This window comes from Klebsiella aerogenes KCTC 2190 (genome assembly GCF_000215745.1).
In the GTDB taxonomy this organism is placed as follows: domain Bacteria; phylum Pseudomonadota; class Gammaproteobacteria; order Enterobacterales; family Enterobacteriaceae; genus Klebsiella; species Klebsiella aerogenes.
This window is the reverse complement of sequence record NC_015663.1, coordinates 3650225-3672173: the sequence shown is the minus strand read 5'-3', so window position 1 is coordinate 3672173 and position 21949 is coordinate 3650225. Positions and strand designations below refer to the sequence as shown.

General features: G+C 51.7%; 22 protein-coding genes and 1 other annotated feature. Of the genes, 7 read left to right on the top strand and 15 right to left on the bottom strand.

Annotated features, from left to right (window positions below; genetic code table 11):
- Positions 1-125 (bottom strand) — a sequence feature (Phe leader region).
- The 6 genes from pheM to EAE_RS17270 form a co-directional block, all read right to left on the bottom strand.
- On the bottom strand, positions 76-120 hold the full coding sequence (gene pheM, locus EAE_RS17295; protein WP_001386830.1) for a pheST operon leader peptide PheM: 45 nt from the start codon (positions 118-120) through the stop codon (positions 76-78). It overlaps the preceding feature by 45 nt.
- A 118-nt stretch (positions 126-243) precedes the next feature.
- On the bottom strand, positions 244-600 hold the full coding sequence (gene rplT / locus EAE_RS17290; protein ID WP_004102963.1) for a 50S ribosomal protein L20: 357 nt from the start codon (positions 598-600) through the stop codon (positions 244-246).
- A 50-nt stretch (positions 601-650) separates the two neighbouring features.
- Positions 651-848: a 50S ribosomal protein L35 gene (gene rpmI / locus EAE_RS17285; protein ID WP_001124225.1), complete on the bottom strand. Its 198-nt coding sequence runs from the start codon at positions 846-848 to the stop codon at positions 651-653.
- 90 nt (positions 849-938) lie between these two features.
- Positions 939-1481 (bottom strand): translation initiation factor IF-3, encoded by a 543-nt coding sequence (gene infC / locus EAE_RS17280; protein ID WP_004189469.1) that lies wholly within the window; start codon positions 1479-1481, stop codon positions 939-941.
- A gap of 3 nt (positions 1482-1484) precedes the next feature.
- Entirely contained in the window at positions 1485-3413 is a 1929-nt protein-coding gene (thrS, locus tag EAE_RS17275; protein WP_015367045.1) for a threonine--tRNA ligase, read from the bottom strand.
- 431 nt (positions 3414-3844) lie between these two features.
- Positions 3845-4603, bottom strand: a complete 759-nt coding sequence (locus tag EAE_RS17270; RefSeq protein WP_015705111.1) for a DUF481 domain-containing protein — start codon at positions 4601-4603, stop codon at positions 3845-3847.
- 357 nt (positions 4604-4960) lie between these two features.
- Between EAE_RS17270 and pfkB the strand changes: the two genes are divergently transcribed.
- From pfkB to EAE_RS17255, 3 genes are all read left to right on the top strand, one after another.
- A complete protein-coding gene (pfkB, locus tag EAE_RS17265; RefSeq protein ID WP_015705110.1) occupies positions 4961-5893 on the top strand; it encodes a 6-phosphofructokinase II in 933 nt (310 codons plus the stop codon).
- 86 nt (positions 5894-5979) lie between these two features.
- Positions 5980-6264 carry a type V toxin-antitoxin system endoribonuclease antitoxin GhoS gene (ghoS, locus tag EAE_RS17260; RefSeq protein ID WP_015367048.1) on the top strand — a complete coding sequence of 95 codons (285 nt, stop codon included), beginning with the start codon at positions 5980-5982 and terminating at the stop codon, positions 6262-6264.
- 105 nt (positions 6265-6369) lie between these two features.
- On the top strand, positions 6370-7230 hold the full coding sequence (locus EAE_RS17255; RefSeq protein WP_015705109.1) for a fructosamine kinase family protein: 861 nt from the start codon (positions 6370-6372) through the stop codon (positions 7228-7230).
- A gap of 43 nt (positions 7231-7273) precedes the next feature.
- Here the strand turns inward: EAE_RS17255 and tonB are convergent, their stop codons facing one another.
- Positions 7274-8014, bottom strand: a complete 741-nt coding sequence (gene tonB / locus EAE_RS17250) for a TonB system transport protein TonB (protein WP_015705108.1) — start codon at positions 8012-8014, stop codon at positions 7274-7276.
- Between the two features lie 210 nt (positions 8015-8224).
- Here tonB and EAE_RS17245 point away from each other — a divergent pair, with 210 nt between their 5' ends.
- A complete protein-coding gene (locus EAE_RS17245) occupies positions 8225-8521 on the top strand; it encodes a YciI family protein (protein WP_015367051.1) in 297 nt (98 codons plus the stop codon).
- A 53-nt stretch (positions 8522-8574) separates the two neighbouring features.
- Here EAE_RS17245 and EAE_RS17240 read toward each other — a convergent pair whose 3' ends face one another.
- Positions 8575-8748 (bottom strand): YciY family protein, encoded by a 174-nt coding sequence (locus EAE_RS17240; protein WP_142762236.1) that lies wholly within the window; start codon positions 8746-8748, stop codon positions 8575-8577.
- 143 nt (positions 8749-8891) lie between these two features.
- Here EAE_RS17240 and cls point away from each other — a divergent pair, with 143 nt between their 5' ends.
- Both cls and EAE_RS17230 read left to right on the top strand, forming a co-directional pair.
- Positions 8892-10352, top strand: a complete 1461-nt coding sequence (cls, locus tag EAE_RS17235) for a cardiolipin synthase (RefSeq protein WP_015367063.1) — start codon at positions 8892-8894, stop codon at positions 10350-10352.
- 34 nt (positions 10353-10386) lie between these two features.
- The gene (locus EAE_RS17230; protein WP_015367064.1) at positions 10387-10716 is read left to right on the top strand and encodes an HI1450 family dsDNA-mimic protein; all 330 of its coding nucleotides are present in this window, start codon (positions 10387-10389) and stop codon (positions 10714-10716) included.
- A gap of 68 nt (positions 10717-10784) precedes the next feature.
- Here the strand turns inward: EAE_RS17230 and EAE_RS17225 are convergent, their stop codons facing one another.
- The 7 genes from EAE_RS17225 to EAE_RS17195 all read right to left on the bottom strand — a co-directional run bounded on the left by EAE_RS17225 (position 10785) and on the right by EAE_RS17195 (position 18651).
- Complete coding sequence (locus tag EAE_RS17225) at positions 10785-11651, bottom strand: ion transporter (protein WP_045367413.1); 867 nt, start codon at positions 11649-11651, stop codon at positions 10785-10787.
- Between the two features lie 16 nt (positions 11652-11667).
- Entirely contained in the window at positions 11668-12672 is a 1005-nt protein-coding gene (gene oppF, locus EAE_RS17220; protein WP_015367066.1) for a murein tripeptide/oligopeptide ABC transporter ATP-binding protein OppF, read from the bottom strand.
- Positions 12669-13682: an ABC transporter ATP-binding protein gene (gene oppD / locus EAE_RS17215; RefSeq protein WP_015705106.1), complete on the bottom strand. Its 1014-nt coding sequence runs from the start codon at positions 13680-13682 to the stop codon at positions 12669-12671. The genes oppF and oppD overlap by 4 nt, the downstream gene beginning before the upstream one ends.
- 11 nt (positions 13683-13693) lie before the next feature.
- The gene (gene oppC, locus EAE_RS17210; RefSeq protein ID WP_015367068.1) at positions 13694-14602 is read right to left on the bottom strand and encodes an oligopeptide ABC transporter permease OppC; all 909 of its coding nucleotides are present in this window, start codon (positions 14600-14602) and stop codon (positions 13694-13696) included.
- Positions 14603-14616: 14 nt separating this feature from the next.
- On the bottom strand, positions 14617-15537 hold the full coding sequence (gene oppB / locus EAE_RS17205) for an oligopeptide ABC transporter permease OppB (protein ID WP_015367069.1): 921 nt from the start codon (positions 15535-15537) through the stop codon (positions 14617-14619).
- 84 nt (positions 15538-15621) lie between these two features.
- A complete protein-coding gene (gene oppA / locus EAE_RS17200; RefSeq protein ID WP_015367070.1) occupies positions 15622-17253 on the bottom strand; it encodes an oligopeptide ABC transporter substrate-binding protein OppA in 1632 nt (543 codons plus the stop codon).
- Between the two features lie 750 nt (positions 17254-18003).
- Positions 18004-18651, bottom strand: coding sequence for a YchE family NAAT transporter (locus tag EAE_RS17195; protein ID WP_015367071.1), 648 nt, complete (start codon positions 18649-18651; stop codon positions 18004-18006).
- 478 nt (positions 18652-19129) lie between these two features.
- On the opposite strand from EAE_RS17195, the gene adhE reads away from it, so the two are divergent.
- Positions 19130-21808 carry a bifunctional acetaldehyde-CoA/alcohol dehydrogenase gene (gene adhE, locus EAE_RS17190; RefSeq protein WP_015705105.1) on the top strand — a complete coding sequence of 893 codons (2679 nt, stop codon included), beginning with the start codon at positions 19130-19132 and terminating at the stop codon, positions 21806-21808.
- Positions 21809-21949 lie beyond the last annotated feature (141 nt).

Here is a 21949-nt window from a genome sequence, read left to right as displayed (position 1 = left end):
ACGAAAAAAGCCTCCACAGGGGAGGCTTTCTGGCGCTGTTTTCCGTTTCTTCTTTCACGCGCTAGCCTCCTGAGTTCAGGTGCTAAAGTAAAAAAAGAAGCGGAAAATAGCAGCATTCATGCTTGCATTACCTTGTCTGGTAAGAAACGTCAGACCTGTATTGAAAAGCCTGCACGGATAAAAGTCAACGTATTGATAGTGTTGAAACGAAAAGAGGGAGACAAGCTCCCTCTTTCAACTGGCTTATGCCAGAGCTGCTTTCGCTTTTTCGACCAGAGCGGTGAACGCTAATTTGTCGAATACGGCGATGTCAGCCAGGATCTTACGGTCGATTTCAACAGAGGCTTTTTTCAGGCCGTTGATGAATTTGCTGTAAGAAATACCGTTCTGACGTGCTGCTGCGTTGATACGCGCAATCCACAGTTGGCGGAACTGACGCTTTTTCTGACGACGGTCACGATAAGCGTACTGACCAGCTTTGATAACAGCCTGGAAGGCAACGCGGTATACGCGAGAACGCGCACCGTAGTAACCTTTAGCTTGTTTCAAAATTTTCTTGTGACGTGCACGGGCAACTACACCACGTTTTACGCGAGCCATATGTGCTCTCCTGTATCTATTCTAATTAAAAAGTTAAAAGGGTTAACGACTTATGCGTACGGCAGGCACGCGATTACCAGGCCCAGATCGCCTTTGGAAACCATGGCTTTCGGACGCAGGTGACGTTTACGCTTGGTAGCTTTTTTGGTCAGAATGTGACGCAGGTTAGCGTGCTTGTGCTTAAAACCACCTTTACCGGTTTTTTTGAAGCGCTTTGCAGCACCGCGTACGGTCTTAATTTTTGGCATTTTAATAACTTCCACTTCGCATTGTTAATAAACGAAACAAAGGCGAACAAACCAGTGAGCCGAAGCCCACCGGAATGTTACTTGATGGCCTTACTGTTTCTTCTTCGGAGCGAGCACCATGATCATCTGGCGGCCTTCGATCTTCGTTGGGAAGGATTCGACTACTGCCAGTTCAACCAGATCGTCTTTCACGCGATTAAGCACTTCCATACCGATCTGTTGGTGGGCCATCTCACGACCGCGGAAACGCAGCGTGATCTTGGCCTTATCGCCATCTTCGAGAAAGCGAATCAGGCTGCGGAGTTTTACCTGATAGTCACCTTCATCAGTACCAGGGCGGAATTTAATTTCCTTAACCTGGATAACTTTCTGCTTCTTCTTCTGTTCCTTAGAAGACTTACTCTTTTCATAAAGGAACTTGCCGTAGTCCATGATACGACAAACTGGCGGTTCGGCGTTAGGGCTGATTTCAACTAAATCTACTCCAGCCTCTTCAGCCTTTTCGATAGCTTCTCTCAGACTCACAATACCCAGCTGCTCACCTTCCAGACCAGTTAAGCGAACTTCCTGGGCGCGAATCTCGCCATTAATACGATTCGGACGTGCCGTTTGAACTCGTTTTCCGCCTTTAATACCTTATTCCTCCAGTTGTTGAAGACTGCGGCTGCGAATCTCTTGTTGCAGCTTCTCGATCACTTCATTTACGTCCATGCTGCCGAGGTCTTTACCGCGACGGGTACGCACGGCCACTTTGCCGGCTTCGACTTCTTTGTCGCCACAGACCAACATATACGGGACACGACGTAAAGTGTGCTCGCGGATTTTAAAGCCAATCTTCTCATTTCTCAAGTCCGCTTTTACGCGAATGCCCGCATTTTGTAGTTTACGCGTCAATTCGTTAACGTATTCAGACTGAGAATCAGTAATATTCATGACCACTACCTGCACTGGCGCAAGCCAGGTTGGGAAGAAGCCAGCGAACTCTTCGGTCAGGATGCCGATGAAGCGCTCCAGCGAACCGAGAATCGCACGGTGAATCATTACTGGTACCTGACGCTCGTTGTTTTCGCCAACATAAGAGGCGCTTAAACGCTGCGGCAGGGAGAAGTCCAGCTGTACAGTACCGCACTGCCATGCACGATCGAGGCAGTCATACAGGGTAAATTCAATTTTCGGGCCGTAGAACGCCCCTTCGCCCAATTGATATTCAAATGGGATGTTGTTTTCTTCCAGCGCCACCGCCAGATCCGCTTCCGCGCGATCCCAGGTCTCATCGCTACCGATACGTTTTTCCGGGCGAGTAGACAGCTTGACGACGATTTTCTCGAAGCCAAAGGTGCTGTACATATCATAAACCATACGAATACAGGCGTTCACTTCATCGCGAACCTGATCTTCAGTACAGAAGATATGCGCGTCATCCTGAGTAAAGCCACGAACGCGCATCAGGCCATGCAGCGCGCCCGACGGTTCGTTACGGTGGCAGCTACCGAATTCAGCCATACGCAGCGGCAGATCGCGGTAAGATTTCAACCCCTGGTTGAAGATCTGCACGTGACCCGGGCAGTTCATCGGCTTAATGCAGTATTCACGGTTCTCGGAAGAGGTGGTGAACATCGCATCTTTGTAGTTGTCCCAGTGGCCGGTTTTTTCCCACAGCACACGGTCCATCATGAACGGGCCTTTGACTTCCTGATACTGATACTCTTTCAGTTTCGAACGAACGAAAGTTTCCAGTTCACGGAAGATAGTCCAGCCATCATTGTGCCAGAACACCATACCCGGCGCTTCTTCCTGCATATGATACAGGTCAAGCTGTTTACCAATTTTACGGTGGTCACGCTTAGCGGCTTCTTCCAGACGCTGCAGGTAGGCGTTCAGCGCTTTTTTATCTGCCCAGGCGGTACCGTAGATACGCTGCAACATTTTATTGTTGCTGTCTCCACGCCAGTACGCGCCAGCGGTTTTCATCAGTTTGAAGTGATGGCAGAAACGCATATTCGGTACGTGCGGACCGCGGCACATATCGATATATTCTTCGTGATGATACAAACCTGGCTTGTCATCATGGCCGATGTTTTCGTCAAGAATAGAAACTTTATAGGGTTCGCCGCGCTTCACGAAGGTTTCACGCGCTTCGTGCCAGCTGACTTTCTTCTTGATGACATCGTAGTTTTTCTCGGCGAGCTCATGCATACGTTTTTCGAGCGCGTCGATGTCTTCCTGAGTCAGGGTGTGGTCCAGATCGACATCATAGTAAAAACCGTTGTCGACAACCGGGCCAATGGCCATTTTAGTGTTCGGCCACAGCTGTTTGATCGCATGACCTAACAGGTGAGCGCAGGAGTGACGAATGATCTCCAGACCGTCTTCATCTTTTGCGGTGATAATAGAAAGCGTGGAGTCAGTTTCGATCGGGTCGCAGGCGTCAACCAGCTCACCGTTTACACGTCCGGCGATGGTGGCTTTCGCCAGGCCTGGACCGATATCCAGAGCGACATCCATCGGGCTAACTGCGTGGTCGAAATGGCGTTGGCTGCCATCAGGAAGCGTAATTACAGGCATTTTATGTCCTTATTTGCAGTGGTGCCCCACACGAAAGAGCACATACAAAACAATATAATCATAATTATCAACGAGTTGTGGCTCAGCTCCCGCTTCACTCTGCGAAAATATGAGTACGCCCGTCTATCTATTGAACCGCCCTCACCTGCAGCCGCTCGTTGATAACACCGGGTGTTAGTGTACACATCATTAGTGCGCGATTAAAGTCGCAATAACTAAATGGTTATTCTTCTTTTAAATAGTAAGGGGCGCTGACAATTAATCGCAGCAATTCCCGCTCATACCACGCGGTTAATTAATCGATAAATTACCTGCATACATAAATAAATCCCCCCACCGCTAAAAAACGAATGAAAAAATCATCCGTTATAGTGAGTATTCATACCCGGCAGGAAACAACAGGAATCAGGCCGGCTGCCCGGCCTGAAAAATTACATTTTATAACCGAGCGACAAGGTGGTGCGGCGGTCGGTATGCTCAGGCGCCGAGGCCGGCGGCTGCGAGTTCCACGTCAGGTTATAGGCGACGCGTAGCGCAAAGTGGGCGTTGATGGCCACGTTTAATGCACTTTCCGAATTCAGCGTCGTGTCTTCAGCGCCGAATACCGAAACACCTTGCGTAAATTTAGCGTTGTCGGTCATCTGCCACGCCCAGGTTCCGGACGCGTAACCCAGCGGCTGAGTTTCGTTATCGCCATCGGTATATTCGTCATAACGCACGCCCGGACCAAATTCAAAACGCAGGCTGTGAACCGGGCCGTTGAGGATCTGGCGACCATAACCGGCGGTCAGCACGTCGCGCTGTTGATAGCCGTTGTAGCGATCGGTCAGCCAACTGGCCTGGCCAAATACATAGTTCATATCGGTCAGGTTATAACGACTACGGCCGCCCACGGCATATTTCTCCGAAGAGCGTTGATCGTTAGAGGACGTGTTGCTCGCATTGCCCCACAGTGACCAGGCCGTGGTATCGCCGTACCAGGTCAACGTGGAGTCAGCGGTCATTGAGGAGCTTTTCGTGTTGCCGGACTGAGCGAGATAACCCGCATTCACAGCACCTTCGAAAGGTTTTTTGGCAGTGGAAGGGTCATCCATGACGGTAAAAACGGAATCATCGGCCAGTGCGTTTACAGACGCAAAAAGCCCCCCCGCCAGCAATGCCGCTGCGGGTACTGTCTTCAAAAGCTTCATTATAACTCTCTAAAATACATATCTTCAGGACAGTACAAATGATGAATGGACCAGCGATCCCTTCATTTAATTTAGAGTCCGTACAACATTTAAGGAGACCAGGCAGGTCCCGGAAACTTTCGCGAGGCGCGCTGAATGCGAGTCCTAAGAAAGGCGCTTGATTATAAAAAAGCACGAATAACTTAGCAATCAGTTGCTATTTCGTTTTTTGAATAAGACGGTTCCCAAAACAATCTTTATTTCATAAAGATAAAAACCCAGACATCTTTGTAAATCCATCGTCCGCCCCGCTTCCCCTCACTCCATTTCAGTGCCATGCTTAAAAAAGCAGCTTTATTCGTATTAAGGAGGAACAGGATGACCAAAATTTATACGCTCACGCTGGCCCCATCACTCGATAGCGCAACGCTGACACCGCAAATATACCCTGAAGGCAAGTTACGCTGTAGCGCACCGGTATTCGAACCCGGAGGCGGCGGAATCAACGTCGCCCGGGCCATTACCTTTCTGGGCGGTAAAGCGACTGCGATTTTCCCGATTGGGGGCGCCACCGGCGAGCATCTTACCGCCCTGATGGCTGATGAGCAGGTCCCGGTCGAAACAGTAGAAACCCGCGACTGGACGCGGCAGAACTTACATGTGCATGTCGATGCCAGCGGCGAACAATATCGCTTTGTCATGCCCGGCGCGGCGCTAACCGAAGAGGAGTTCCGTCGCCTGGAAGAGAAAGTACTCGCGATTGAGCCCGGTTCTCTGCTGGTTATCAGCGGCAGTCTGCCGCCCGGAATCAGCGTCGAGCATCTGACTCAACTGGTAAAAAACGCGCAGCAGCACGGGCTACGTTGCATCATCGACAGCTCCGGCGATGCGCTGGCCGCCGCGCTGGATGTCGGCAACATCGAGCTGGTCAAACCGAACCAGAAAGAGCTTAGCGCGCTGGTACAGCGCGACCTCAGCCAGCCTGACGACGTGCGTAATGCCGCGCTGGAACTGATCCGCTCCGGAAAAGTACGCCGGGTTGTGGTTTCGCTGGGTCCGCAGGGGGCGCTGGGAGTTGATGCCACCGGCAGCGTACAGGTGGTGCCGCCACCGATGAAAAGCCAGAGCACCGTTGGCGCGGGTGACAGTATGGTCGGCGCAATGACGCTACGTCTGGCGGAACATGCCTCGCTTGAGGATATGGTCCGCTTTGGCGTTGCCGCTGGTAGCGCCGCCACGATTAACCACGGCACCCGCCTGTGTTCATTAACCAACACGCAGAAAATCTACGATTACCTGTGTGGCCGCTAGTATCGCCCCCCTTCACCCGGGTGAAGGGGGTCAATTCGCTACCATGGTCTATGCTAGAAATTCCATGCATAACAACAGAGTGAAAAATGAGCAACGATATTACCGCGCACGTGATCACCGTTAAGTTCCAGGAACAAGCGCTGACTGAGATTAACGAGCTCAGCAATCATTTCATTCGCGCAGGTTTCGTCCTGACGCTCAACGACGATGATGGCAAAACCCATGATTTAGGTACTAACACATTTGGCCTGCTGAGCGCACAAAGCCCCGAAGACGTTCGGGCATTAAGCGCAGGTCTCGCGGAAGCCGCTTTAGGCAGGCCGGCAGAGATCGCCATCACCACATTTAGCGAATGGTTAAAAGCTCAATAAGTGCGATCGCCATCGTGGAAGACGTCAGTTGTGCGTTAGCTCGAACTTTACGGCCAGGTTATACGCTAACCTTATGATATGGTGGAAAACATGGGGAGAGACAGCATGTGGCAAGCTATTAGCAATTTGTTAAGCGAGCAGCACACTGACGGCGCTGAAATCGAACTGCGCAACGAGCTACCCGGCGGAGAGATCCATGCCGCCTGGCATTTACGTTTTGGCGGAAAAGATTATTTCGTCAAATGCGATGAACGCGAACTGCTCCCCATTTTTACCGCGGAGGCGGACCAGCTGGAGCTGCTCTCGCGCTGTAAAACCGTCAGCGTTCCACAGGTTTTTGCCGTCGGCAGCGACCGGGATTACAGTTTTCTGGTGATGGAATATTTGCCGCCGCGACCGCTGGACGCGCATAACGCGTTTCTGCTTGGTCAGCAAATCGCCCATTTACATCAGTGGAGCGACCAGCCGCAGTTTGGCCTTGATTTTGACAACGATCTGTCGACGACCCCGCAGCCGAATGCCTGGCAGCGCCGCTGGTCAACGTTTTTCGCTGAACAACGCATTGGCTGGCAGCTGGAGCTAGCGGCGGAAAAAGGACTGCACTTCGGCGATATCGACAACATTGTCGAAAGTGTACAGCAGCGGCTCAGCAGCCATCAGCCGCAGCCTTCTTTATTACATGGCGACTTGTGGTCCGGGAACTGCGCGCTAGGGCCCAATGGGCCGTATATTTTCGATCCGGCATGTTATTGGGGCGATCGCGAATGCGATCTGGCAATGCTGCCTCTGCATCCGGAACAACCGCCGCAGATTTACGATGGCTATCAGTCGGTCTCGCCGCTGCCCGCTGGTTTCCTTGAACGGCAACCGATTTACCAGCTATACACTTTACTTAATCGGGCAATTCTGTTCGGCGGCCAGCACCTGGTCACCGCGCAAAAAGCGCTCGATGAAGCCCTGCAATAGGCGTAAAAAAAGGCCCTCAAAAGGGCCTTTTTCATCAGCGAGCTTAATCCATTTTTACGCCGTTTAAGCGGAATTTGATGTTCATCGTCAAACCCGTTCCCGGCCTGCCTGCCTCGTAGCGCCATTTGCGCATCGCGGTTTTGACATCACGCTCAAACATATTGGCCGGCTTCGCAGAGAGTATCTGGATATTCTCCACCCGACCATCGGCGGTGACATCAAATTTCACGCGCACGTCACCTTCAATACGCAGCGCCTGCGCACGTTGCGGGTAAGACGGGTCGCCGCGTTTCAACGCTTTAGGACCGCTCGGCGCGGTGGTCATCGGTTTTGCCGTTGCCGCCGTGGTACTCGGGGCAGTACGCGCAGGCGCCGTATTGTTATTCTCAAACGGCGAGACCGGGCGCGGCTCAGCGGGCTTCACCTCGCGTTTCGGCTCGACTTTTTTCTCCGGCTTAGGCTTTGGTTTCGGCTTGGGTTTGGGCTTCGGCTCCGGTTTGTGGATAACCACTGGCACCTCTTTTGGCGGCTCAGGCACCACTTCAGGCTCCGGTTCCGGCTCCGGTTCAACAACGGGTTCAACGACCGGCTGCGCCGCCTGCGGAGGCTCTAAATCCGCCGGCGCCACCATCGTGATTTCGATTGGCTGTGAAGGCGAAGGCTTTTCAATAACCTGATGTACCGAGGTATAAAGCAACCCCGCCACAACGGCACCGTGGATAGCCACGGACAGCAGCGTTGGCCACGGAAAGCGGCGAGGTAAATCAAGGGTCATTGCGCTCATAGTCGTTTCTGTTGAAAAATGATGCCGTGATTTTAAATGCAAATAGCAATCATATTCAATAAGACGTGTTATCTTGCATCAAATTTTGCCTCGTTTTGTGGAAAAAAACCGGCGTGCCGTGGCATGCTAAAGGCGTGCGCATCTTACATTGCTGCCCATAACGCTTTCACGTCACGTGATTTGCCTATTTTTTGATTAAGGAGCCTTGCCGTGCTTTACGTCATCTACGCAGAAGATATCGCCGATTCTCTGGAAAAACGCCAGGCGGTGCGCCCTGCCCATCTGGCGCGCCTACAACTATTACATGATGAAGGCCGTTTACTGACCGCAGGCCCGATGCCCGCGGTGGATAGCAATGAACCTGGCGCGGCAGGATTTAGCGGCTCAACGGTTATCGCAGAATTTGAATCGCTGGAAGCGGCGCAGTCCTGGGCCAACGATGACCCCTATATCGCCGCGGGCGTCTATCAGCACGTCTCGGTGAAACCTTACAAAAAAGTATTTTAATCACCCGACCAAAAACACAGAGGCACCGCAAGCGGTGCCTTTAATTTTTACTCTCAAAATTCAGAGAAGGTGAACAGCAAAGCATGACGCTGCCGTTTGACCAGGCTCTTCCTGATAGAGAGAATGCGCATGTTGCGGCGCGATTGGGCTTCCAGCCAGCGCGATTTACGGCGACTCACTTGTCTAAGCATGCGCCAGCGCCCTACTTCCGTTCTACTACGCTTCATTGCTACTACTCTACGGGTGAAAACACGCCCCATTATAGACCGATGAATCTGTCTGACTATCGCTTTCGCTGCGTTTTTATTTGCCAGATGGATGATGATGCGTAAACTCATGGCATCGGGCTATTCAAAAGGATTTTTCATCTATGACAACCTTTTACACGGTCGTAAACTGGCTGGTCATTCTGGGGTACTGGCTGCTGATTGCCGGCGTTACATTACGTATTTTAATGAAACGCCGTGCGGTGCCGTCCGCCATGGCATGGTTGCTAATTATTTATATCCTGCCGCTAGTGGGGATCATTGCCTATCTTTCCTTCGGCGAATTGCATCTTGGCAAACGGCGCGCCGAGCGCGCGCGCGCCATGTGGCCCTCTACCGCCAAATGGCTAACGGACCTGAAAAGCTGCAAGCATATCTTTGCGCAAGAAAATAGCCCGGTTGCCGAATCGCTGTTCAAACTCTGTGAACGTCGCCAGGGGATCGCCGGCGTTAAGGGTAACCAACTGCAGTTGCTAACCGAATCCGATGACGTGATGCAGGCGCTGATTCGCGATATTCAGCTCTCACGACACAATATCGAGATGGTGTTCTATATCTGGCAGCCCGGCGGAATGGCCGATCAGGTCGCCGAGTCGCTGATGGCCGCCGCGCGTCGCGGCGTGCATTGTCGGCTAATGCTCGATTCAGCCGGCAGCGTCGCCTTCTTCCGCAGCCCGTGGGCGGCAATGATGCGTAACGCCGGTATCGAGGTGGTTGAAGCGCTTAAAGTTAATCTGATGCGCGTGTTCTTACGCCGCATGGATCTACGTCAGCATCGTAAAATGGTGATGATCGACAACTATATTGCCTACACCGGCAGTATGAATATGGTCGATCCGCGCTACTTCAAACAAGATTCCGGCGTCGGCCAGTGGGTCGATCTGATGGCGCGAATGGAAGGCCCGGTGGCTACGGCCATGGGGATTGTCTACTCCTGCGACTGGGAAATTGAAACCGGCAAGCGAATTTTACCCCCGCCGCCGGACGTCAATATCATGCCGTTTGAAGAGGCTAACGGGCATACCATTCATACCATTGCATCCGGTCCCGGCTTCCCGGAAGATTTGATTCATCAAGCGTTGTTAACCGCAGCCTATGCGGCGAAAGAACACCTGATTATGACCACCCCCTACTTCGTCCCCAGCGATGACCTGCTGCACGCCATCTGTACCGCAGCCCAGCGCGGCGTCGAGGTCAGTATTATTATGCCGCGCAAAAACGACTCCCTGCTGGTAGGCTGGGCCAGCCGCGCCTTCTTCACTGAACTGCTTGCTGCTGGGGTGAAAATTTATCAATTCGAAGGCGGCCTGCTACATACCAAAAGCGTGCTGGTAGATGGCGAACTGAGCCTGGTCGGTACCGTTAATCTTGATATGCGCAGCCTGTGGCTCAATTTCGAGATCACGCTGGCGATCGACGACGTGGGCTTTGGCGGCGACCTGGCGGCGGTGCAGGACGATTACATCTCCCGCTCGCGCCTGCTGGATGCAAAACTGTGGGCCAAACGACCGCTATGGCAGCGGATCGCAGAGCGACTGTTTTACTTCTTCAGCCCGTTGCTGTAAAACGTGCCCATCAGATGCTTAACGGGTAGCAATCATGGATATGGATTTAAACAATCGCCTGACCGAAGACGAAACGCTCGAACAGGCCTACGATATCTTTCTTGAGCTGGCGGCCGATAACCTCGACCCGGCGGATATCATTCTTTTCAATCTGCAGTTTGAAGAGCGCGGCGGCGCCGAACTGTTTGACCCGGCGGAAGACTGGCAAGAGCATGTCGATTACGACCTCAATCCAGATTTCTTCGCCGAAGTCGTTATTGGCCTGGCCGATACCGATGGCGGCGAGATCAACGATATTTTCGCTCGCGTTCTGCTATGCCGGGAAAAAGATCACAAGCTGTGCCACATTCTGTGGCGCGAATAAGCATTAAGCTAATGCGCCTGTAGAAAAGCCTGCCGACGGTAACATCGGCAGGCTTTTTATTTTATACGTTATTGCGGTAATTCTGTTCCGCAGGCGTGGCAGAAACGGGCATTTTTATCATGCTCGGCGTTACTGCAGTTTGGGCAAACGCGGCGGGCGCGTCGGTTTTGCAGCGCCGTCGTCATATGCGTCGTAATCAGCCCGGTCGGGATGGCGATGATAGAATAACCGATGAGAATAAGCACCGAGGCGAGTATCCGCCCTAATGGCGTATGCGGCGTAATGTCGCCGTATCCCACCGTAGTAATCGTGACGATTGCCCAGTAGACCGAGGCATTTAAGGTGGTAAACCCATATTGCGGCCCTTCAATTAAATACATCAGCGAGCCAAAAATCACCATCACAATAGCAATAAACGAGTAGAACAGAATGAGCTGGTGACGGGCGCTGACGATAGCCCGCCAAAAAATATTCAGCGACGGCATAAAGCGCAGCAGTTTAAGAATACGCAGCGCGCGGATAACCCGCATGGCCCGCCAGGCAAAGACATACTCAAGGCTCATTTCCGGCCATAACCACATTACATACAGCGGAAGAACGGTCGCCAGATCGATAAATCCCCAGAAGCTGAAGATATAGCGCAGCGGATTCGGCCAGCTTATTACGCGTAAAATATATTCCGCGGTGAAGACCGCGGTAATTCCTAATTCCAGCCAGACAAAAACATGCCATTCATCTAGCGACAGGTGATACTGCGAACCGAGTCCGGACTCAACAAAAATAATAACCACGCTCAACAGGGCAAATAAACCGCAAAGCCCTTCAAAACGGCGGCCGGAGCGACGAGTTTGATCGAAGAGTAGATGGTAAAGCCGCAAACGGGCGGCGGAAAGCGAAACTGCCACGTTAACCTCACAATAAAAAAGGGCTGACATCAGTCAGCCCGAGTGATTATAACGGGTCTACCTTCAGGCAGGAAACCGCATGGCGGAAACTGCCCTCCAGCACCGGCCGCGTTTTGGCGCATTCGGGCCCGGCCAATGGGCATCGGGTGCGGAATACACAACCCGATGGCGGATTAATCGGCGAAGGCAACTCCCCTTCCAGCAGTTGGATGGTTTTGTTTTTCTCCAGATCGGGATCCGGCACCGGCACCGCCGACATCAGCGCTTTGGTATAAGGGTGCAGCGGATTATGGTACACCTCATCATAGGTCCCCAACTCCACCGCGTGGCCTAAATACATCACCAGCACACGGTCGGAAATATGTTTTACTACCGCCAGATCATGGGCGATAAAAATCAATGATAGCCCCATCTCCCGTTGCAGTTGCTGTAGTAAGTTCACCACCTGCGCCTGAATGGAAACGTCCAGCGCCGAAACCGGCTCATCGCAAATAATCAACTTAGGCTCAAGGATCAGCGCACGCGCGATACCAATGCGCTGACACTGGCCGCCGGAGAATTCGTGCGGATAGCGGTTAATCAGGTTCGGCAGCAGTCCGACCTTCATCATCATCGCCTTCACGCGATCGCGCACTTCCTGACGAGGCATCTTCGGGTGATAGGTCCGCAGCGGTTCAGCGATGATTTCGCCAATGGTCATACGCGGATTCAGTGAGGCCAGCGGATCCTGGAAGATCATCTGGATATCACTACGCACATCGCGCCACTCTTCAGGTTTCATGCCCAGCAGGTCTTTACCCAGCCAGGCGACTTTACCGTCGGTGGCTTTCACCAGGCCGATAATGGCGCGGGCGAAGGTCGATTTACCGCAGCCGGATTCGCCAACCACCCCCAGCGTTTCGCCTTCATACAGGCGCAGAGTGACGCCATCGACCGCTTTGAGCGTTTTTGATGGCTGCCAGAACCATTGCTTGCCATCTTTAATATCAAAATGCACTTTCAGATCGGCAATTTCGAGCAGCACTTTTCTTTGTTCGATCACGGCGTTCATAGCAGGTCCCCCACCGGTTTAAAGCAGGCACGCAGGCGGCCTGGCGCAAACGACTCCAGAGGCGGAGCGCTATTACAGATTTCCATGGCATGCGGGCAGCGCGGCTGGAAAGGACACCCTTTCGGCAGACGCAGCAGGTTCGGCGGGTTGCCTGGAATCGTTAGCAAGGAATCGCCTTCGCCATCGAGACGCGGTACCGCATTGAGTAAACCGATCGAGTACGGGTGCGACGGTTGATAGAAGACGTCGCGCGCCTGACCGTATTCCATGGTGCGCCCGGCGTACATCACCAGTACCTTATCGCAGATCCCCGCGACCACGCCGAGGTCGTGGGTAATCATAATAATCGCGGTGTTGAATTCGCGCTTCAGCTCGTTGAGCAAGGTCATGATCTGCGCCTGCACCGTGACGTCCAACGCGGTGGTCGGTTCATCCGCGATCAGCAGTTTTGGCCGACATAACAGCGCCATGGCGATCATCACGCGCTGGCGCATCCCGCCGGAGAACTCGTGCGGAAACATCTTCATGCGCTTACGCGCTTCCGGCATCTTCACCGCATCGAGCATCCTTACCGACTCTTCAAAAGCCGCGGCTTTGCTCAGCCCTTTATGCAGCATCAGCACTTCCATCAACTGCTCGCCGACCCGCATATAAGGGTTCAACGAGGTCATCGGGTCCTGGAAAATCATCGAAATCTGTTCGGCACGCAGCTTATTCAGATCGCGCTCGGGCAAATTAAGGATTTCGCGACCGTTAAAAGTGGCGGAACCGCTAATATGGCCATTCGCGGCCAAAAGCCCCATTAGCGCGAACGCCGTTTGCGATTTACCGGAACCTGACTCACCGACGATGCCTAAGGTTTCGCCGGCCCTCAGGTTAAAATTCAGATCGTTAACCGCGGTGACATCGCCGTCTGGCGTTTTAAACGTCACCCGAAGATCCTTCACATCCAGCAGCAGACCGCTTTGCTGCGCGGCCTGCGGCGCTTTAGTCATTTCAATTGTGCTCATGACGGCGCTCCTTAGCGGTCTTTCGGGTCGAGGGCATCACGCAGGCCATCGCCGATAAAGTTAAAACAAAACAGCGTTACCACCAGGAACCCGGCAGGGAACAGCAACAGCCACGGCGATACCTCCATTGAGTTGGCGCCATCACTGAGTAATGCGCCCCAACTGCTCAGCGGCTCCTGGGTCCCAAGGCCGAGGAAGCTCAGGAAGGATTCGAACAGAATCATGCTAGGTACCAACAATGATGCGTAAACCACAACTACACCCAGCACGTTCGGCACGATATGACGAATAACGATATTCGCGGTAGAGACTCCGCCGACCTGCGCGGCTTCAATGAACTCTTTACGTTTCAGACTCAGGGTCTGACCGCGTACGATACGCGCCATATCCAGCCACGACACCATCCCGATCGCCACAAAGATGAGCAGGATGTTCTGGCCAAAGAAGGTAACCAGCAGGATCACGAAGAACATAAACGGGAAGGAGTTGAGGATTTCCAGTAAACGCATCATCACCGAGTCCACTTTGCCGCCGAGATAGCCGGAAAGCGAACCATAGAGAGTACCGAGGATCACCGCCACCAGCGCCGCGGCAACGCCAACCATCAGCGATATGCGCCCGCCAATCGCCACGCGCACCAGCAGGTCGCGGCCGGATGAATCGGTACCAAAATAGTGACCAGACTCCATATCCGGGGCATTGGACATCATCCCCCAGTCGGTATCGAAATAGGAGAACTGCGACAGCATTGGAGCGATAGTCACAAACAGTGCAATAATCACCAGCACAATCAGGCTGGCCACCGCCGCGCGGTTATGCATAAAGCGACGACGCGCATCCTGCCACAGGCTACGGCCCTCAACTTCCAGCTTCTCACTGAAGTGCTCCAGCGCCTCGCTGTTTTTCTTACTTAACATCATGGCGAACTCCGGCTTCAGTAGCGAATTTTCGGATCGATAACGGCGTACAGTACGTCGACGATCGCGTTAAACAGAATGGTCAGCGCGCCGACCAGAATCGTCAGGCTGAGCACCAGCGAGTAGTCGCGGTTAAGTGCCCCGTTGACGAATAACTGGCCAATACCTGGCAGGCCGTAAATCGTTTCGATAACCATTGAGCCGGTGATAATGCCGACGAATGCCGGCCCCATATAGGAAAGCACCGGCAGCAACGCAGGCTTCAGCGCGTGGCGGAAGATAATTCGGCGCATCGGCAGGCCTTTCGCCCGTGCGGTACGGATGAAGTTGGAGTGCAAAACTTCAATCATCGATCCACGGGTGATACGGGCGATACTGGCAATATATGCCAGCGATAACGCCACCATCGGCAGGATCATAAATTTCAGCGCCCCGCCGTTCCAACCGCCGCCAGGCAGCCAATGCAACGTGATGGCGAAAATCATCACCAATAGCGGCGCCACCACAAAACTCGGTATGACGACGCCGGTCATTGCCACCCCCATCACCGCGTAGTCCCATTTGGTATTTTGTTTTAACGCGGCAATAACCCCGGCGCTGACGCCCAGGATTACCGCTAATAAAAAGGCGGCAAGGCCCAATTTGGCGGAAACCGGGAAGCTTGATGCCACCAGATCGTTCACCGAATAATCTTTATATTTAAAGGAAGGACCAAAATCACCGTGCGCCAGCTGCTTCAGATAATTGAAGTACTGGGTCATGATGGGGTCGTTTAAATGATATTTCGCTTCAATGTTCGCCATGACTTCCGGCGGCAGCGTACGTTCACCGGTAAAAGGACTGCCCGGCGCGAGGCGCATCATGAAGAAAGAGATAGTAATAAGGATGAATAGCGTCGGAATCGCTTCCAGACAGCGACGTAATATGAATTTTAACATTGCCCGTACCTTCTGGCCTGTGCCTATCGAGTGCGATGAATTCAGACACGGTGGGGCAAGCTCTGCCTGCCCCACGTCTTGCCATTAATGTTTGATAATATATAGGTTCTTCACGTAAATATTATCCAACGGGTCTTTACCGGTATAACCGCCAACCCACGGTTTAACCAGGCGCGCGTTCACATAGTAGTAAACCGGAACAATCGCGGAATCTTTATCCAACTGTTGCTCCGACTGCGCGTACAGCTCTGCGCGTTTCGCTTCATCGGTGACCTGCAGGGTATCGCCGATGATCTTATCAAATGCCGGGCTCTTATAATGCGCCGTGTTGTTAGAACTGTCGCTGAGCATGGTGTTCAGGAACGATGTCGGCTCATTGTAATCAGCACACCAGCCGGCGCGGGCGACGTCAAAGGTGCCTTGATGGCGGCTGTCGAGGAAGGTTTTCCACTCCTGATTTTCCAGCTTAACGTTAGCGCCAAGGTTTTTCTTCCAGATGGACGCCACGGCAATAGCCAGTTTTTTATGTAAGTCGGAAGTGTTATACAGCAGGTTAAAGGTCAGCGGCTTATCAGCGGTATAACCGGCTTCCGCCAGTAATTTTTTCGCTTCTTCATTACGCTTTTCCTGAGACCATTTGAACCACTCGGGTTCAACGAGTTTCATGCCGTCGGTGTATGGCGGGGTGTAACTGTAAGCCGGCAGATCGCCCTGGTTTTTCACTTTATTGACGATAATATCGCGATCCAGCGCCAGCTTAAGCGCGGTACGGACGCGTACATCGGTAAATGGCGCTTTCTGGTTATTGATTTCGTAATAATAAGTACACAGATAAGGATCGACGTGAACTTCTTTTGGGATCTCTTTTTTCAGCTTCTGGAACAGTTCAATCGGCATGTTGTTATAGGTCATGTCGATTTCGCCGCTGCGGTAGCGGTTCACATCGGTAACTTCAGAAGAAATTGGCAGGTAAGTTACCTGGTTAATAACCGTTTTAGCGTTGTCCCAGTAATTCGTATTACGCTCGAGCACAATACGTTCGTTCACCACCCAATCTTTTAGTTTATAGGCGCCGTTGGTGACGATATTCGCCGGCTGAGTCCATTTTTCACCATATTTTTCGATGGCGGCTTTTGGTACTGGGGAAACGGATGGATGGACAAGGAGTTTATAGAAATAAGGGACCGGCTCGCTCAGGGTGACTTCAAAGGTTTTGTCGTCGATCGCTTTGACGCCGAGATCGGTTGCTGGTTTTTTGCCGGCGATAATCTCATCGACGTTGGCGACATGGCCGTACTGGAGATAGCTGGCGTACGGTGATGCTGTTTTCGGGTCGGCCAGACGCTGCCAGCTATAAACGAAATCTTGCGCGGTAACCGGCGAACCATCAGACCATTTGGCATCTTTGCGAATATGGAAAGTCCAGACTTTAAAATCTTTGTTATCCCACGATTCGGCAACGCCAGGCACAGGATGGCCGTTAAGATCGCCAATCACTAACCCTTCAAACAGATCGCGGTTAACGTTGGACTCCGGTACACCTTCAATTTTATGCGGATCCAGAGATTGCACCTCTGCCCCGTTATTACGCACCAGCGTTTGTTTATCCGCCAGTTGCACCCCGGCAGGAACATCCGCTGCCATAGCAACATTTGCGGTGATTAGCGCAGATAAAATTCCCGCCGCTACCAGACTTTTTTTAGTGATGATGGTCATGTGTTGTTACTCCACTCATTATAATTACTGGTTATTTAACCAGCCTGTTATTTTTCCCTTATAGGGATTCTGTACAGTGCAGGAGTCTTTGCCGCTGTCAGATTTTACTGCTTGCTATCACCGACTTATTTATTACGACCGCTCAAACGGCAGCCTTGACGTCGATTCTTTACCCCCTGTCCAGAGGGGAATGTCGGCACAACGAGTCATTTAATAATAATTCTCATTTGTGCATATTTTTTAGTTAGCGATCAGGCCGGAAAGTACCAAAACGATTTCTTGTCCGCCAATGCAATTTGCAAATATGTTACCGAATTCTCTTTTATTGTTTTTTTTAGCGTGCTTATCGTAAGACTTATAACGCCAAAAAAGAAAAAACATTGTTTTTAATCAGCAAGATAGGACCACCCTGTCGTTTTGCGGCCCGGCGCTGCGCGCGAAGTTGCTTTTTTGTACAAAAATTTAACAGTTGTCTATTTTTTAGCACATTAATCTGCTGTCTCAATGAAATTACTAATATCATTTCAATGATCCGACAGCAAGCGCCAGAGAATGGTGTGATGAAAATAACAGTGACGACAGGAGAAAGACAGTACGGCGAGATAGAATAAAATCAACTAACCATATGATAAATATAAAATTAAATTATCATTAGCAAAAGTTATCGTTTGTCTTTGTTATTAGTACCAGGAATAACTTTTGCTAATAATCTTTCAAACGCGAGGCCCAACCCCGCGCCTGATACACCGGCTATGCTGTCAATCCAGGAAACAACGCTTTAATCCCGGTAACAATAAACTCGATGCCTAAAGCCATCAGTAACAGACCCATGATACGTGTAATGACGTTAATACCGGTCTGCCCCAGCAATCTGACTAACCATGGCGCCATGCGGAAAATTCCCCAACAACAGGCGGCAAACAACGCAATAGCGATTGAAAAACCAATCAGATGGGCAATCGAGTGATAACGCGTGCCCCACACGATCGTGGAACTAATTGCCCCCGGCCCCGCCATTAAAGGTAATGCCAACGGTACGACACCAATGCTTTCACGAATGGCCGTCTCCGACTTCTCTTGTTTATTTTGTTTATCTTCGCCGAGCTTGCCGCTGATCATCGACATGGCGATCGTCACCACCAGGATCCCGCCGGCAATACGGAAGGAATCAATTGAGATGCCGAAAATTTGTAAGATGCCATCGCCAAGAAAGAGCGAGGTAAGCAGGATGATACCCACCGACAGGTTAGCCGTCAGATTCGTCTTATTACGTACCAGCGCCGTCTGGTAACTGGTCATACTAATGAAAACCGGAATGATGCCAACCGGATTGACCAGCGCGAACAGGCCGATAAAAAATTTAAAATAAATAGCGAAATCAAACAACGGTAGGGTCACAGTGAACTCCGCAGCACCATTCAAAAAGGCTGTTGACAGTATCGGTACAAAATAATTGCGCAGAAGATACCCTTTTCATCGCCACAATTCATCTCAAATATGCAGCCGGGGTTTATTGATTTTATTTGTTATATATTTGTTTCGCGCATGCACTTTATTCATTAAATATGCATACCTTATCATTAACCTTGACTTGACTGGTTAATTATTGACCTGCTGAAAGGTATCAGCATCGCCAAATATTGATCCAAATCACGTAATTAATACTCAGAAGTGAGTAATCTTGGCTACATCAACAGAGTGAAAGGCCGAAGTACCTGAGTGCGTAGTGAGACAAAGCTTTTTTAGTAAATCAGTGGGTTCAAAGCGTTAGAAATCTTTACGTTAACATTTACATGCAAGCTGTTAACAGCCTGTCTATAATGTCGAATCGAGCTACTGTTTTACTAAAAAAGTTTAACATTATCAGGAGAGCATTATGGCTGTTACTAATGTCGCTGAACTTAACGCACTTGTAGAGCGCGTAAAAAAAGCCCAGCGTGAATATGCCAGTTTCACTCAAGAACAAGTTGATAAGATCTTCCGTGCCGCCGCTCTGGCCGCTGCAGATGCTCGAATCCCTCTCGCTAAAATGGCTGTTGCCGAATCCGGCATGGGTATTATTGAAGATAAAGTGATCAAAAACCACTTCGCTTCCGAATATATCTACAACGCCTATAAAGATGAAAAGACCTGTGGCGTCCTGTCTGAAGACGACACTTTCGGTACCATCACCATTGCTGAGCCAATCGGTATTATTTGCGGTATCGTCCCGACTACCAACCCGACTTCTACTGCTATCTTCAAATCGCTGATCAGCCTGAAGACGCGTAACGCCATCATCTTCTCTCCGCACCCGCGTGCTAAAGACGCGACTAACAAAGCGGCGGACATCGTATTGCAGGCGGCGATTGCCGCAGGCGCGCCGAAAGATCTGATCGGTTGGATCGACCAGCCTTCCGTAGAACTGTCTAACGCACTAATGCATCATCCTGACATCAACCTGATCCTCGCCACCGGCGGCCCAGGTATGGTTAAGGCGGCTTATAGCTCCGGTAAACCAGCTATCGGCGTTGGCGCGGGCAACACGCCGGTTGTTATTGATGAAACGGCTGATATCAAACGCGCAGTGGCGTCTGTACTGATGTCGAAAACCTTCGATAACGGCGTTATCTGTGCTTCTGAACAATCCGTGGTGGTTGTCGACTCCGTCTACGACGCCGTCCGCGAGCGTTTTGCCAGCCATGGCGGCTACCTGCTGCAGGGTAAAGAGCTGAAAGCCGTTCAGGACATCATCCTGAAAAATGGCGCGCTGAATGCGGCGATCGTTGGTCAACCAGCGGCAAAAATCGCTGAACTGGCAGGCTTCACCGTGCCAGCTACCACTAAGATTCTGATCGGCGAAGTTACCGACGTTGACGAAAGCGAACCGTTCGCTCACGAAAAACTGTCTCCGACGCTGGCAATGTACCGTGCGAAAGATTTCGAAGACGCGGTCAATAAAGCAGAAAAACTGGTCGCCATGGGCGGTATCGGTCACACCTCTTGCCTGTACACCGACCAGGACAACCAGCCGGCTCGCGTGGCCTACTTCGGCCAGATGATGAAAACCGCGCGTATCCTGATCAACACCCCGGCTTCCCAGGGTGGTATCGGCGACCTGTATAACTTCAAACTCGCACCTTCCCTGACTCTGGGTTGTGGTTCCTGGGGTGGTAACTCCATCTCTGAAAACGTTGGTCCGAAACACCTGATCAACAAGAAAACCGTTGCTAAGCGAGCTGAAAACATGTTGTGGCATAAACTTCCGAAATCTATCTACTTCCGTCGTGGCTCACTGCCAATCGCACTGGATGAAGTGATTACTGATGGTCACAAACGCGCGCTGATTGTGACTGACCGCTTCCTGTTCAACAACGGTTACGCGGACCAGATCACTTCCGTACTGAAAGCGGCTGGCGTAGAAACCGAAGTGTTCTTTGAAGTTGAAGCTGACCCAACGCTGACTATCGTGCGTAAAGGCGCGGATCTGGCCAACTCCTTCAAACCAGACGTAATCATCGCCCTGGGCGGCGGTTCCCCGATGGATGCGGCAAAAATCATGTGGGTCATGTACGAGCACCCGGAAACCCACTTCGAAGAACTGGCGCTGCGCTTTATGGATATCCGTAAACGTATCTACAAGTTCCCGAAAATGGGCGTCAAAGCCAAGATGGTTGCCATTACCACCACCTCCGGTACCGGTTCTGAAGTTACCCCGTTCGCCGTAGTAACCGACGATGCAACTGGACAGAAATATCCGCTGGCTGACTACGCTCTGACTCCGGATATGGCGATTGTCGATGCCAACCTGGTCATGGATATGCCGAAGTCTCTCTGTGCCTTCGGTGGTCTGGATGCCGTGACTCACGCTCTGGAAGCTTACGTCTCCGTACTGGCTTCTGAGTTCTCCGATGGTCAGGCTCTGCAGGCGCTGAAACTGCTGAAAGAGTATCTGCCGGCCTCTTACCATGAAGGTTCTAAGAACCCGGTAGCCCGCGAACGTGTGCACAGCGCCGCCACTATCGCCGGTATCGCGTTTGCTAACGCCTTCCTCGGCGTGTGCCACTCAATGGCGCACAAACTGGGCTCGCAGTTCCACATTCCTCACGGTCTGGCAAACGCCCTGCTGATCAGCAACGTTATCCGCTATAACGCGAATGACAACCCGACCAAGCAGACCGCATTCAGCCAGTATGACCGTCCGCAGGCGCGCCGTCGCTACGCTGAGATCGCAGACCACCTGGGCCTGAGCGCTCCGGGCGACCGCACTGCGGCGAAAATCGAGAAACTGCTGGCATGGCTGGAAAGCCTCAAAGCTGAACTGGGTATTCCGAAATCTATTCGCGAAGCCGGCGTTCAGGAAGCTGATTTCCTGGCTCACGTTGATAAGCTGTCTGAAGACGCCTTCGATGACCAGTGCACCGGCGCTAACCCGCGCTACCCGCTGATCGCCGAGCTGAAACAGATTCTGCTGGATACCTACTACGGTCGTGACTTTGTAGAAGGTGAAGCGGCGGCTGTGAAAAAAGAAGCGGCTCCGGCCAAAGCTGAGAAAAAAGCGAAAAAATCCGCTTAATTCGCAGAATTGAAATGAACGAAGCCCCATCTATTGATGGGGCTTTTTTTATATTCGTACTTTATTAGAGTTTCATCCAGGAGTACTGAATGCAATGAATCTGGTGAAGTCGGAATAAAGGAACCGATTCCATAAAAGATA

Bases quoted from the DNA above. Each gene is read 5' to 3' on its own strand.
- EAE_RS17270 (WP_015705111.1), bottom strand. From the start codon at position 4,603: ATGAAGCTTTTGAAGACAGTACCCGCAGCGGCATTGCTGGCGGGGGGG.
- pfkB (WP_015705110.1), top strand. From the start codon at position 4,961: ATGACCAAAATTTATACGCTCACGCTGGCCCCATCACTCGATAGCGCA.
- EAE_RS17225 (WP_045367413.1), bottom strand. From the start codon at position 11,651: ATGTCAGCCCTTTTTTATTGTGAGGTTAACGTGGCAGTTTCGCTTTCC.
- EAE_RS17230 (WP_015367064.1), top strand. From the start codon at position 10,387: ATGGATATGGATTTAAACAATCGCCTGACCGAAGACGAAACGCTCGAA.
- rplT (WP_004102963.1), bottom strand. From the start codon at position 600: ATGGCTCGCGTAAAACGTGGTGTAGTTGCCCGTGCACGTCACAAGAAA.
- EAE_RS17240 (WP_142762236.1), bottom strand. From the start codon at position 8,748: ATGAAGCGTAGTAGAACGGAAGTAGGGCGCTGGCGCATGCTTAGACAA.
- oppB (WP_015367069.1), bottom strand. From the start codon at position 15,537: ATGTTAAAATTCATATTACGTCGCTGTCTGGAAGCGATTCCGACGCTA.
- EAE_RS17255 (WP_015705109.1), top strand. From the start codon at position 6,370: ATGTGGCAAGCTATTAGCAATTTGTTAAGCGAGCAGCACACTGACGGC.
- ghoS (WP_015367048.1), top strand. From the start codon at position 5,980: ATGAGCAACGATATTACCGCGCACGTGATCACCGTTAAGTTCCAGGAA.
- cls (WP_015367063.1), top strand. From the start codon at position 8,892: ATGACAACCTTTTACACGGTCGTAAACTGGCTGGTCATTCTGGGGTAC.
- oppD (WP_015705106.1), bottom strand. From the start codon at position 13,682: ATGAGCACAATTGAAATGACTAAAGCGCCGCAGGCCGCGCAGCAAAGC.
- oppF (WP_015367066.1), bottom strand. From the start codon at position 12,672: ATGAACGCCGTGATCGAACAAAGAAAAGTGCTGCTCGAAATTGCCGAT.
- adhE (WP_015705105.1), top strand. From the start codon at position 19,130: ATGGCTGTTACTAATGTCGCTGAACTTAACGCACTTGTAGAGCGCGTA.
- tonB (WP_015705108.1), bottom strand. From the start codon at position 8,014: ATGAGCGCAATGACCCTTGATTTACCTCGCCGCTTTCCGTGGCCAACG.
- oppA (WP_015367070.1), bottom strand. From the start codon at position 17,253: ATGACCATCATCACTAAAAAAAGTCTGGTAGCGGCGGGAATTTTATCT.
- thrS (WP_015367045.1), bottom strand. From the start codon at position 3,413: ATGCCTGTAATTACGCTTCCTGATGGCAGCCAACGCCATTTCGACCAC.
- rpmI (WP_001124225.1), bottom strand. From the start codon at position 848: ATGCCAAAAATTAAGACCGTACGCGGTGCTGCAAAGCGCTTCAAAAAA.
- oppC (WP_015367068.1), bottom strand. From the start codon at position 14,602: ATGATGTTAAGTAAGAAAAACAGCGAGGCGCTGGAGCACTTCAGTGAG.